Below are 12,584 nucleotides of genomic sequence, written 5' to 3'. Positions count from 1 at the left end.
CAAATATATTTCAACAAACTAAATAACCTGAATTCTGAATAATAAATCTATCTCAAGCAGCTATTTTCAGCGCTAACTACGTTGAATTTACTTGCAATAGGCTAGCTATTGACGCGTAAATTCGCCTTGTTTTCACTGAAAATCTCTGGCTAGAGAAAAATAAATTTAAATATCATTATGATTCAATATATTAGTAAATATCTTAACCAGAGTTCAGATTAAATAAATCTTTTGACTAAGAACGCTTGGATAAACTAGAAACAGGCATGATTGAATTATTTTACGATGTCGATGAAATAGTGCAATACGGTAAGGGAACTATAGGCTTATTTTATCGCTTCAAACTTCATTACTCGTCAATCATCTCAGTGAAAATGATAACCTATAATGCCCATTACACAACCAATACGTAAATTAGTGAGTAGCTTAACAGCACAATAGAGTCTTACAAGCCGATTTGCTTGATATAGGCATAAAGGTCGTTACGACCTGTTCATAAGAAGATTAAGATAAAACCATATTATTGTGAAATAAGAGCAATGCATTTAAAGCGCTTTACTATTGATTAAATTAACAATAAATTCAATAAGACACCCTTCATTAATTATCCAAAGCATAGTTGGTGATGCATCATTGCCTGAAGGACAATAATCCACACTTTAATTTAGCGGACCTAAAGCTAAACAAATCAGCTATCACTTAATAAGATCTCAGGTTATTAAATAGACGATCTTTCTATTTTGGGATTAGATAGATAAAACAGAAAAAATTATTTTGTGAAGCACTTTATCTAAATTTACTACGACTGAGCATTTGCATCTTATTTGATATAAAAGCCTTTTATTCTTTTTACACTTTTTGTTCATTTAATTTATTTGTTTTTTCAGGTACATAACGTTATTTTTTATTGCTCGTCCTCGTATGTCCATCTACCTGTAAATCAATAAGTGATAAAAATGAGTCAATTAATAAATAATCTTAGCTTTAGAGTTAAATTTGCTATTCCTGTGGTTGTTGCCCTAGTTATATTTTCTGTATTGTCGGGATATGTTCTTTATACATTTAAAGAGCAGGCGCGTCTTAATAGCTTCATAAGTTTAGAAGTGCGCACTGTGCTTGATGATCTAGAAGATGGTTATCGCGATCTATTCCAAGTGAAAACCGCTGGCTTAAGCATGGTGTTAGGCCAAGGTGATAAGCAAAACTATTTAATTCAGCAAGACGAATATAGAAGCAATATAGCGCGTGTTGATGCTCGTCTTTCAAGTCCATTAAAGTTGGTTGATTCAGGTTACATCGATACGATAAATGCACAGCGAATCAATAATATAAAAGCCGATGTGGTTATTTGGTCCCGTTATTATCAAGGGTTATTTAGTGATCATGCTTTAGCCGCAAGTTATTTAGCTGAACATAAACAAGATATGGAAACGGTCCTTGGACGCATTCGTAAAAACGTAACCACCATGCGTGATGAAATAGACGCTAAGCTTACAAATTCACTCATTGAGATTGACGCGCAACAAACGTCGGCAAGTTATGCGCTGCAATTTGGTATGTTATTAAGTTTTGTATTATCAATTGCTACAACGTGGTTGTTATCAGCTGTTATTTTAGCACCATTAAAGCAAATGCAACTCGCACTTGAGAACATAGCTTGCGGGCAAGGTGATTTAACCCAGCGTTTAAATATTGAATCGCAAGATGAAATGGGTTCATTAGCGCGTTCATTTAATACTTTTATAAGTAAAATTCATAACACTGTGCTTGCAGTTGTTGGTTCGGCTGAGCAGGTACGCACTGAAACGGCAAACTTACGTACTATTACAGCCAGTGTGCTAAACGAAGCCAGTAACCAGCAAGTTGAAAGTGAGCAGGTAGCTGCGGCGGTTAATGAAATGAGTACCACCAGCGATAATGTTAGCCATAATGCTAACGATGCAGCTAGCGCCACAAGCAACGCAAATAACGATGCAAACGTAGCAAAAGCGACTATCGAAGAAACTATCTCGTTAATTAATCAACTCGTAACCGACATATCAGCATCAAGCGATGTAATAAATACCCTAGAGCAAGATGTAACGAATATAGCCACAGTACTTGATGTTATTCGTGGGATTGCCGATCAAACAAATTTACTCGCACTGAATGCAGCCATTGAAGCTGCCAGAGCCGGTGAGCAAGGGCGTGGTTTTGCTGTGGTTGCTGATGAAGTACGTTCGTTAGCGAGTCGTACACAAGACAGCACTGGTGAAATTAATGCCATGATTGAAAAGCTTCAGCAAGGCACTAATCAGGCTGTTAGTGCAATGCAAGCCAGTACCAAAAGCGGACAACAAACTATTGAGCACTCTCGCGGTGCGTCGCAATCTGTACAGCGCATCAATGATGCCGTCACCATCATTAATGATATGAACATGCAAATTGCCACGGCTGCCACGCAGCAAAGCCAAGTAAGTGAAGACGTAAATATCAATGTGCAGCGCATCGCAGCATCAAGCGGTAATATGCTAGAAAAAGTAGATCATGCTGAACGTGCATGCCAAGCATTAGCGCAGCAGTGTCAACAGCTAGACAACTTAGTAAGCAACTTCAAAGTATAAGTAAGTCATTAAGGGGCGTATATGTATGTTGCCTCTTAGCCTACTTAATTTAGCTAAAAAAACATTATTATCAATGAGTTATTGCCATCTCTTTTTGTGCATATTGTGCGTGGTTTTTATGTGCTAAATGCATTTTAAGCAGATCAATGCAGCTTAAATTCTAAACATTTCGTTAATCTCACGTTAACACTATGCTCGAAGTCAGATGGCAGTACGCAGTAGCTCATCTTAATGACAACAAAACTAAAATAATTGGTGTGGAGTAAAACAATGAAAGCAAGTAATACACAACTGGCGTTAGCTGTTGCAGCAGCGTTAGCAAGTACCTCTGTGTTGGCCGACAACGATACACAAAAACTACAACAGCAATTGGATGAGCTACAAAAAGAAGTCGACTCAATAAAAGGCAATAAAGTATTTGACCTTGAGTTTGGTGGCCGCGTTCAGCTTGATTACAACTACTTTAATGGTGCATATAACGCAAATAATGACGGTGATGCCGGCAGTGATTTTTTCCCGCGCCGTATTCGTACGTACGTGGAAAGTGAGCACGGTAATTGGGATCACAAATTATTGCTTGAGTTTGGCGAGGGCACAGCTGAAATCGTGATGGCGCGTGTGCGTTATGCATTCGATAACGGCCTAAAAGTGAAGGTGGGTAAAATCCGTGAAGATATGTCGCTTAATGCGTTAACGAGTTCTAAGCATATCAACACGATTGAGCGTAGTACCTTAGCAAATACTTTCTCACCGTTTTTCCGTTGGGGTGTATCGGCTTATCAATATTTTAAAGACAGTGGCGTGCGTTATGCCGTTGGTGTGTATAAAAACGATGCATTTGGTGCATCAGGCCATGATGAAGATGACAACTTAACACTTGCCGCAACAGGGCGTTTAACGTGGTCGAGCGCGTCGCCGGGCGATGTTATTCACCTAGGTGCGTGGCATTCATATCGTGATATGGGTGGCAATGAATTAGGGGCGCGTTTTGCCCGTGGTGAAATTCGCGAAACCAATGTGCGCTTGGTGGATTACGCTGTTGGTGGTGATGCTGTCGCATTAGATAGTTTATCGCAAACAGGTCTTGAGTTTGCTTTTCAAGCTGACTCACTCACTCTTGAGGCGGAATACGCCAGTCGTTCACTTGATGCCGTAAATAGCGCCGACGCCCTTGATGGTGAGCACTTTGATGGTTTTCATGTATCAGCCAGTTACTTTTTAGGGGGCGAACAGCGCCAGTACAAAGCGGGTTCTGCGTTATTTGTACAGCCTAAAGGCGTTAAAGACGCATGGGAACTTGTTGCTCGTGTATCGCAAATGGACGCAACAAGCAGTACGCAAGGCACTGAAGTAACAACTTACACATTAGGCACTTCTTACTACATTAGCAGCGACATTAAATTTATGGGTAACCTTATTTACAGCGATGTAGAAGGCCCAGGTACAATCGCGCTTGTAGGTGATGAAGATTCGGGTATGGGCTTTAGCGCACGTATGCAGTACTTATTTTAAGAGGTAGCGGAACATGAATTTATTCAAATCATTTAAATCAGTTAAAACGACGGTGCTTGCAGCATCACTCATATTAAGCAGTCCATTTGCACTGGCCGATATTCACTTTTTAGTACCCGGTGGTCCTGGCGGCGGTTGGGATACAACTGCACGTGGTGTAGGCGAAGGCTTAGTAAAAGCAGGTATTGAAGATAACGCCTCTTTTCAAAATATGTCGGGTGGCGGCGGTGGCCGTGCAATTGCTTATTTGATTGAGTCAGGGACTAAAAAAGGCGATATTTTAATGGTTAACTCAACACCTATCGTGTTGCGTGCATTAACCGGTAAAATTCCGTATAGCTATCGCGATCTAACGCCTGTTGCCAGCATGATCGCTGATTATGGTGCATTTGTTGTACGTAATGATTCGCCATTTAAAACGTGGCAAGATGTGATCGCCTCAATGAAAAAAGACCCGAGTTCGGTAAAAGTAGCCGGTGGCTCGGCGCGTGGCAGCATGGATCACTTAGTTGCAGCGCAAGCGGTTAAAGCTGCGGGCCTTGATGGGCGCAGATTACGTTATATTCCTTATGATGCAGGCGGTAAAGCAAAAGCTGGTTTACTATCTGGCGAAGTTAACTTGCTTTCAACGGGTCTAAGCGAAGCGTTAGAAGTGGCTAATGGCGGTCAAGCACGTATTTTAGCTGTGACCTCAGGGGATGCACTACCTGATTACCCTGAAATCCCAACACTTAAATCACTAGGTTATGACATGGAATTTGTGAATTGGCGTGGCTTTTTTGCAGCTCCCGATTTACCAGCCGACAAACTGGCAGAATACACTGAAAAATTACGTAAGCTACAAACAACACCTGAGTGGGAAGTTGTCCGTGCGCGTAATGGTTGGTTAAACCTGTTTCAAGAAAAAGATCAATTCATTAAGTCACTCGAAGCACAAGAAGAACAGCTCAAAGTCGTGATGGAAGAGCTTGGTTTTATTCGCACATTACGTTAATCGAGGCGCCAATGTTGAACCGCGAATTACTAGGGCCAAGTTTATTCTTGGCGCTATTTACCCTATACGCCATTATTGCATGGCAAATTCCGTTACTCCCATTTGAAGAGTATGAAACAGTGACCTCAGCCACCTTACCTAAGGTGTATGCGGCATTTGGTATTATTGTGTGTTTACTGTCGATAGCAGCAACCTTGCTAAAGCCAAAAGAGCAATCAAGTGATGAACAGCAAACACTTGAAAAATCGAATGTACTGCGCACAGTGGCATTGCTAATTTTAATGGTGTTATACAGCGCTATGCTAGAGCCAATTGGTTTTTTACTCTCAACCAGTGCGTTTTTGTTAATAGGCTTTTTTGTGATGGGCGAGCGCCGTAAAGCAGTTTTATTACTGGCCTCAATTCCCGTCGCTGTGGTGTTTTGGTTTTTAATGACCCAAGTGCTGGGCATTTATTTGGTTCCTGGCAACCTGTGGAGTTAAGTTATGTTTGATGGAATTATGCTGGGCTTGTCGACCGTACTCGACTGGAACAACTTACTTTATGTGATCATAGGGTGTTTTGTTGGTACTTTTATCGGCATGTTGCCGGGCTTGGGCCCTATTACCGCTATTGCATTGATGATCCCCATTACTTACAGCATTGGTGCTGATTCGGGTATGATTTTAATGGCTGGTGTGTATTACGGTGCAATATTTGGCGGTTCAACCTCGTCTATTTTAATAAATGCACCAGGGGTTGCTGGGACCGTAGCGTCTTCCTTTGATGGCTACCCACTTGCTAAGCAAGGCCACGCTGGTAAAGCATTGGCAATTGCTGCTTATTCCTCCTTTATTGGTGGCACAATTGGCGCAATATTATTGATGGTGGCCGCGCCGCTGTTGGCAAAAGTGTCGCTGAGCTTTCAATCTCCCGATTATGTCGTGCTGATGTTTTTAGGTTTAACAGCAATCGCGGCATTTTCAAATAAAGGGCAATTTTTAAAAGCCATGATGATGACCGTATTTGGTCTTATGTTGGCAACAGTCGGTATTGATCCGTCCTCAGGGACTGAGCGCTTTACTTTAGGCCAAGCTGATTTACTTGATGGTATTAGTTTTTTATTGGTGGCTATGGCAACTTTTGCTCTGGCTGAAGCACTTATTAATGTTACACGTCCGGAGAAAAAAGACGTTAAGGGCATTAATGATTCAGACACACCACAAATAGGCTCAACCAAATTAACTAAAGAAGAAATTAAAGATATAGCCCCTGTTATTGGTCGCTCGTCTATTCTTGGTTTTATTGTAGGTGTACTGCCGGGCGCAGGTGCAACGATTGCCAGCTTTATGGCTTATGCAACTGAGCGAAACTTAGCGCCTAAAGGCCTAAAAGAGAAATTTGGTAAAGGGTCATTGCGCGGTTTAGCAGCGCCAGAGTCTGCCAATAATGCAGCATGTACGGGATCATTTGTACCATTACTGACATTAGGTATCCCAGGCTCAGGTACAACTGCGATTATGCTCGGTGCATTAATTGCCTACGGTATTCAACCTGGTCCTATGTTAATGCAAGAAAACCCTAGCGTGTTTTGGGCGGTGATTGTAAGCATGTACTTTGGCAATATCGTGCTACTTATTTTGAACTTGCCGTTAATCCCGTATTTTGCAAAAGTACTGGCGATGCCAAAGTCTGTTTTGACTGTGATGATTTTGTTCTTTAGCTTAATTGGCGTGTATCTCGTCTCCTTTAATACTTTTGATTTATTTATGATGGTGGGCTTTGCTATTGTGGCCTTAGTACTACGGTTACTGGCTTTCCCAATGGCTCCATTACTACTAGGCTTTATTTTAGGTGACATGATTGAGCGTAATTTCCGCCGCTCTATGATGATTTCTGACGGCTCGTTAAGCTTTTTGTGGGAGCGCCCGCTGACATTGAGTATTTTTGTTATTTCAATATTAGTGTTGTTATTCCCATTAAAAGACTTTATAACCCAGCGTCGTGCTGATAAAGCCGCGCTTAAAGTGAAATCAGAGCATGCATCGTGAGATAGGCTGAGGTAATGATGAAATACACCAAAAAACTAAACTCATTGCAAAGCATGGTTAAAAAGCCCAAGCGCCTAGAAACGCGATTGATTATTTGGGTAACCGGGCTGTGCGTACTCCAAGCATTGATGTTTGGTGGATTGGTGTATCAGATTACCGCGCAAAGCTTAAACGACTACATAGGTGATAAAGCCCTTGCGGTGGCGACCAGTATTGCTGCTAGCAACAATGTTGTTGAGGCATTAAAAAACCCACAAGACTTAACCGCTATCAATCAAGAGATCGAAAATCTGCGCCAGCTCACTGGCGCAGATTTTATTGTTATAGGCGATAAAAATGCCCATCGAGTTGTTCATCCTGATAGTAATAAACTGGGTAAACGCATGGTTGGCGGTGATAGCCACGCGGCCTTACAGGGGGAGCGTTATATTTCGATTGCTAAAGGGAGTCTAGGAGAGTCAATTCGTGGCAAAGTGCCCGTGTATGGTGCTCATGGCGATGTTATCGGGTTGGTGTCAGTTGGTTTTTTGGTACAATCGATTGAACCTTTGATTCAAGAACGCATTGTAGAGGTGATAATCTGGGGTGTGTTACTAGTTATTTTAAGCATTATAGCGGCGGTGCTTATTGGGCGGCGCGTTAGAAATGCTATATTTGGCTTACAGCCTGACGAAATTGCGCGGTTATTCTCAGAACAAGATGCCATTTTAAACACCATGCGCAGTGGCGTAATAGCCCTAGACCCCGATGGTCGAGTACGTAAATTAACCCAAAGAGCTTGCGAAATTTTAGACAAACCTACCGCCTGTATAAATCAAGATTTAATGCTAAGTGACTTACTCCCTGAGCATGCTGAGTTCTTGCTGCGTAATCAACGTCGTAAAATGGTTGGTTTTGAACTATTTGCAGCGGATAAACGCTTAGTATTGTCGCGGTTTTCATTGCAAGTACAAGGCCAAGCAGATGGCATATTATTAACATTGCGCCCTGCTGATGAGTTGGAGTATTTAAGCCAGCAATTGACCAAAGTGCAAGCGTTTGCAGAGCTTTTACGTGTGCAAACTCACGACTATTCAAACAAATTAAATTTAATTGGCGCGCTGATCCAAATGGGAAAGAGCGGTGAGGCAATCGAGCTGATCGGTCAAGAAAGCCAAGGCTCGCAAGCACAGATTCATCATTTATTAGAGCGCATACAAGACCCAGTACTCGCAGGCTTACTGGTGGGAAAATACCATAAAGCGCGCGAACTCAATGTTACGTTGGAATTAAACCCAGATAGTCTACTCGGTGCAATAGCCCGTACCGAGATGCTCGAACGAGTGGTATCAATATTGGGTAACTTGATCGATAACGCCATTGATGCGGCAATTAGAGCAAGTAACGAACGCACACCGTATGTAAGAGTTACCGTTGATGAAACCAGTAAAACGCTGTTATTCGATGTAGAAGACAGTGGTTTTGGTGTTGGCGATGATCACGAAGTGATATTCACTCCACAATACAGCTCTAAAGCCGGGGCAGAACACGGTATTGGTTTATATTTAGTAAAGACCAATTTGGACTCCTGTGGAGGGAGTTTAGAAATTGGTGAATCAGATTTAAAAGGCGCACGACTAAGCGTCTATATTCCTAAATAACGTAATTTAGGGTAACAAGCCGTGGTAAAGCAAATAATAATAAAACTAAATGCGGCACATTAGCAATGCTAAAAATGAGTAATAAACAATGACATATTCAGTAGTTATCATCGAAGATGAAATAGAAGTCGCACAACTTTTGGCGCAATACTTATTGCTACCAAATGGTGTGGCGGGTAATCAAGCTGCAAGGCAAAGCCAGCGTCAAGGCCAGTATCAGGTTGTGGGTATTGCTGCAAACCTAAGCACGGCAACGGCCTTGTTACATGCGATAGAGCCTGACCTTATTCTACTCGATATTCATTTACCAGATGGCAATGGCCTTGAGTTATTAAGTGACTTACGCCGACGTGCAATAAAATGTGATGTTATGTTGCTTACCGCAGCCAAAGAAGTCGAAACTCTTGAAAAGGCAATGCAATTAGGTGCCTGTGACTTTTTAGTTAAGCCGCTGATACTCAATCGCCTTGATCAAGCATTGGCGCGTTTTGAAGCGCGTCAACGTTGCCTATCAGACGCAGACGAAGTCACGCAATCTATGGTGGATACGCTATTTGGCTCAAATGAGCAAAGTAAAACGATGGTAAGGCTCCCCAAAGGAGTTGATCAACTTACACTAAAAAAGATTATAGATGCATTTAAAAATAATCAAAAAACGCCATTTACTGCCCAGCAAATGGGCGATTTAGTGGGAGTGAGCCGCTCTACAGCGAGGCGTTATCTTGAATATTTACTAGAAGCGGAACAAGTCAACGCCGACCAAAGTTATGGGAGTATTGGTCGGCCTGAACGTTGTTATAAAATGGGTTAGTTTAATTACAGGTTAAGGTATTTAAATTGCCCTGCTGAACTTCCGATATATTGAAGTTGGCTGCCTAACAGCATTAGTCCACTAAGAGAGTCCGTATTGCGTAAATAAAATGGACCATTTTCAAAAAATTAATATGCTATATATTGACTCTAATTATATCTTTTAAAATACTCTATAACTTTGAATATGCTAGACTTTATTGTTGGTAACAACCAATGCCTGCATATTTTCAGATTAAATACTTATTAAATCTGAATCTCGTTTAAGAAAATGAACTAAATATCTGCTTCACGATCCAATCATTAATAAAATAGCACAAAGCGATAAAGAAACGATCTCCTCACCTTAAAAATCTATTCCGGCTTTTTAAACATAGCCCGTAAATTAGCCACTCTTGCTTGGCCTTTTTCCATACGTTCTGCTTGCGTATTAGGTGCCTTTTTATTTTCGAACGCAAGATCGTCTTGTGGTAATTCTTGTACAAATCGGCTTAATTCGGTTTGTGAGGTTTCACCAAATTGACGTCGTATTTTTGCATAAGTAAGTGTTAACTCTTGCTGGGCACGTGTAATACCAACGTAAGCTAATCGGCGTTCCTCATCTACGTTGTCTTCATCAATACTTACCTGATGAGGAAGTAAACCTTCTTCCATACCCACCATAAATACATACGGGTACTCTAAGCCTTTTGATGCATGCAGTGTTGATAAATGCACCGCATCAGCTTCATCTTCTTCTTCGTTACGCTCAAGCATATCGCGAAGGGTTAACTTACTCACAACCTCAGCTAGTGTCATTGGCTCGTTATCGGCATCACCGGTCAACATATCGGTTATCCAGCGGTACAGTTCGGATACGTTTTTCATGCGCATTTCAGCGGCTTTAGCACTCGGTGACGACTCGTACAAATATGCCTCGTAGTTAATATTACGCACTAAGTCTTTAACTGCTTCAAGCGTGTCACTGCGTACTGCGTTATCAGATAGCTCAACAACCCAGCGCGCAAATCCGGCAAGCGCATTAAAGCCACGTCCTTTTAATCTGTAGCCTAAATCGTTATCAAAGCAGGTAGCAAACAAGCTCGCATGTTTTTCGTTAGCTAATGTGCCAAGCTTTTCAAGTGTGACCGTGCCTATTTCGCGGCGCGGAGTATTTACGATACGTAAAAATGCGTTGTCATCATCTTGATTAACTAGCAAACGTAAATACGCCATAATATCTTTAATTTCTGAGCGAGCGAAAAACGACATCCCACCACTAATTTTATAGGGGATACGGTTACTCATTAGTGATTTTTCAAAGCCACGCGCTTGATGATTACCACGATACAAAATCGCATAATCTTTATAGCTGGTACGCTTCATAAACTTATGCGAAATTATTTCAGCAACCACTCGCTCAGATTCATGTTCTTCATCACGACATCCAATTACCTTAATTGGCTCACCGTAACCTAGTTCACTGAATAGTTTTTTCTCGATGTCATGAGGGTTATTCGCAATTAAAATGTTAGCCGCTTTTAGTATTCGCCCTGCACTTCGATAGTTTTGCTCAAGCTTTATAAGCCTAAGCCCTGGATAGTCTTTACCTAATAACACTAAGTTTTGCGGACGTGCACCACGCCATGAGTAAATTGATTGGTCGTCATCACCTACCACGGTAAAACGGGCACGCTCGCCTACTAACAATTTAACAAGTTGATATTGGCTAGTATTAGTATCTTGATACTCATCCACCAGCAAATACTTAAAGCGTTGTTGCCATCGTTCACGCGACGTTGCGTTATTAGTGAGTAGCAAAGTAGGGATCATAATTAAATCATCAAAATCCAGTGAGTTATAAGCACGTAGCTGATTTTGATAGCGCGCATAAAGCTGTGCAAACAAGGCTTTTTGCGCATCACGCGCTTCGCGTATTGCTTGCTCGGGCAGCACTAATTCATTTTTCCAACTACCAATTTCCATTTTAAGTAGTTTGAGTAAATCTTTGTCTTTTTTTAGCTCATCTTCGGTTAAATCACCCAGTAATTGATTGGTATCTTGATCATCAAATAACGAAAAACCAGGTTTGAACCCCAGTGTACTTAGCTCTTTTTTTATTATTTCTAAACCTAGCGTATGAAACGTGGATACCCATAACCCTTTAGCATCTTGCTTACCAAGCGTTTGCAGCACTCGCTCACGCATTTCTTTGGCTGCCTTGTTGGTAAAAGTAACCGCCGCTATATTTCGCGCTTTGTACTCACATTTTTTCACCAAATAAGCAATTTTATTAGTAATAACACGGGTTTTACCAGAGCCTGCGCCCGCGAGTACTAAGCATGGACCACTAATATATTTTACGGCTTCATCTTGTTTAGGATTGAGTTTCATAACGACCAAAGAAATTTAAAAGACGCGCAATTTTAACGTAACCATTACAGCGAGCATAGCAATTGCCTTAATTAATTAAGGCAAAGATGATCATGTGTTAAATCCTCTGGGTATAAGGTAATATTAGTTATATCAATTGCATTAAATAAGTGTTCTATTATAACGCAAATAAAATAGCACAATAACAAGGCGAAAATTGTGACATATAGTTGTTCTATATGAATAATTTTAAACGCAGTTAGTGGCTTATTTAATGCGATAGAATGATCATGTTTTTAATAAAATTGGTATTATTATCATTTTAGGCAGCAGCGAAGGGAAAAATATGATCAATCCAGCAAAACTTGAAGAAATTGCTAAGCAAATCACTAGCAATATGCCGCAAGGTGTAAAAAACCTAGCAGAAACACTCGAAGGTAAAACAAAGCAAGTTTTACAAAACAAGCTTGCTGAGATGGACTTTGTGAGCCGTGAAGAATTTGATGTGCAAAGCCAAGTGCTTATTCGTACTCGCGAAAAGCTAACTGAACTTGAAGCTAAAGTAGCATTACTTGAGCAACAACTTAGCACTGAGACTGACGCTGAATAATTAATTTAATTTACAAAAAGGCAGCTTAGGCTG

The 12,584-nt window shown here is 41.1% G+C and carries 9 protein-coding genes; 8 read left to right on the top strand and 1 reads right to left on the bottom strand.

Annotated elements, in window-relative coordinates:
• Positions 1–956: 956 nt before the first annotated feature.
• The 7 genes from CWB66_RS22215 to CWB66_RS06550 all read left to right on the top strand — a co-directional run bounded on the left by CWB66_RS22215 (position 957) and on the right by CWB66_RS06550 (position 9,590).
• Positions 957–2,603 (top strand): methyl-accepting chemotaxis protein, encoded by a 1,647-nt coding sequence (locus CWB66_RS22215; RefSeq protein WP_077536242.1) that lies wholly within the window; start codon positions 957–959, stop codon positions 2,601–2,603.
• Positions 2,604–2,873: 270 nt separating this feature from the next.
• Complete coding sequence (locus tag CWB66_RS06575; RefSeq protein ID WP_138584744.1) at positions 2,874–4,115, top strand: OprO/OprP family phosphate-selective porin; 1,242 nt, start codon at positions 2,874–2,876, stop codon at positions 4,113–4,115.
• 13 nt (positions 4,116–4,128) lie between these two features.
• Positions 4,129–5,109, top strand: a complete 981-nt coding sequence (locus tag CWB66_RS06570; RefSeq protein WP_138584743.1) for a Bug family tripartite tricarboxylate transporter substrate binding protein — start codon at positions 4,129–4,131, stop codon at positions 5,107–5,109.
• 11 nt (positions 5,110–5,120) lie between these two features.
• Complete coding sequence (locus tag CWB66_RS06565) at positions 5,121–5,591, top strand: tripartite tricarboxylate transporter TctB family protein (protein WP_077536247.1); 471 nt, start codon at positions 5,121–5,123, stop codon at positions 5,589–5,591.
• 3 nt (positions 5,592–5,594) lie between these two features.
• On the top strand, positions 5,595–7,139 hold the full coding sequence (locus CWB66_RS06560; RefSeq protein WP_054205882.1) for a tripartite tricarboxylate transporter permease: 1,545 nt from the start codon (positions 5,595–5,597) through the stop codon (positions 7,137–7,139).
• Between the two features lie 17 nt (positions 7,140–7,156).
• Positions 7,157–8,779 carry an ATP-binding protein gene (locus CWB66_RS06555; RefSeq protein WP_077538862.1) on the top strand — a complete coding sequence of 541 codons (1,623 nt, stop codon included), beginning with the start codon at positions 7,157–7,159 and terminating at the stop codon, positions 8,777–8,779.
• Between the two features lie 88 nt (positions 8,780–8,867).
• Positions 8,868–9,590, top strand: a complete 723-nt coding sequence (locus CWB66_RS06550; protein ID WP_138584742.1) for a response regulator — start codon at positions 8,868–8,870, stop codon at positions 9,588–9,590.
• Positions 9,591–9,943: 353 nt separating this feature from the next.
• Here the strand turns inward: CWB66_RS06550 and rep are convergent, their stop codons facing one another.
• The gene (gene rep / locus CWB66_RS06545) at positions 9,944–11,962 is read right to left on the bottom strand and encodes a DNA helicase Rep (RefSeq protein WP_138584741.1); all 2,019 of its coding nucleotides are present in this window, start codon (positions 11,960–11,962) and stop codon (positions 9,944–9,946) included.
• A 325-nt stretch (positions 11,963–12,287) separates the two neighbouring features.
• On the opposite strand from rep, the gene ubiK reads away from it, so the two are divergent.
• Positions 12,288–12,551, top strand: a complete 264-nt coding sequence (gene ubiK / locus CWB66_RS06540; protein WP_024608186.1) for a ubiquinone biosynthesis accessory factor UbiK — start codon at positions 12,288–12,290, stop codon at positions 12,549–12,551.
• Positions 12,552–12,584: the final 33 nt, after the last annotated feature.

The sequence above is a fragment of the Pseudoalteromonas sp. S558 genome, from assembly GCF_005886635.1.
Classification (GTDB): domain Bacteria; phylum Pseudomonadota; class Gammaproteobacteria; order Enterobacterales; family Alteromonadaceae; genus Pseudoalteromonas; species Pseudoalteromonas aliena.
Note: the sequence above shows the minus strand (reverse complement) of the source record. Positions and strands in the feature narration are given on the sequence as shown.

Excerpts from the sequence above, each read along its gene's own strand:
- CWB66_RS06560 (WP_054205882.1), top strand. The coding sequence starts at position 5,595 with ATGTTTGATGGAATTATGCTGGGCTTGTCGACCGTACTCGACTGGAAC.
- CWB66_RS06570 (WP_138584743.1), top strand. The coding sequence starts at position 4,129 with ATGAATTTATTCAAATCATTTAAATCAGTTAAAACGACGGTGCTTGCA.
- CWB66_RS06575 (WP_138584744.1), top strand. The coding sequence starts at position 2,874 with ATGAAAGCAAGTAATACACAACTGGCGTTAGCTGTTGCAGCAGCGTTA.
- ubiK (WP_024608186.1), top strand. The coding sequence starts at position 12,288 with ATGATCAATCCAGCAAAACTTGAAGAAATTGCTAAGCAAATCACTAGC.
- CWB66_RS06555 (WP_077538862.1), top strand. The coding sequence starts at position 7,157 with ATGAAATACACCAAAAAACTAAACTCATTGCAAAGCATGGTTAAAAAG.
- CWB66_RS06550 (WP_138584742.1), top strand. The coding sequence starts at position 8,868 with ATGACATATTCAGTAGTTATCATCGAAGATGAAATAGAAGTCGCACAA.
- rep (WP_138584741.1), bottom strand. The coding sequence starts at position 11,962 with ATGAAACTCAATCCTAAACAAGATGAAGCCGTAAAATATATTAGTGGT.
- CWB66_RS22215 (WP_077536242.1), top strand. The coding sequence starts at position 957 with ATGAGTCAATTAATAAATAATCTTAGCTTTAGAGTTAAATTTGCTATT.
- CWB66_RS06565 (WP_077536247.1), top strand. The coding sequence starts at position 5,121 with ATGTTGAACCGCGAATTACTAGGGCCAAGTTTATTCTTGGCGCTATTT.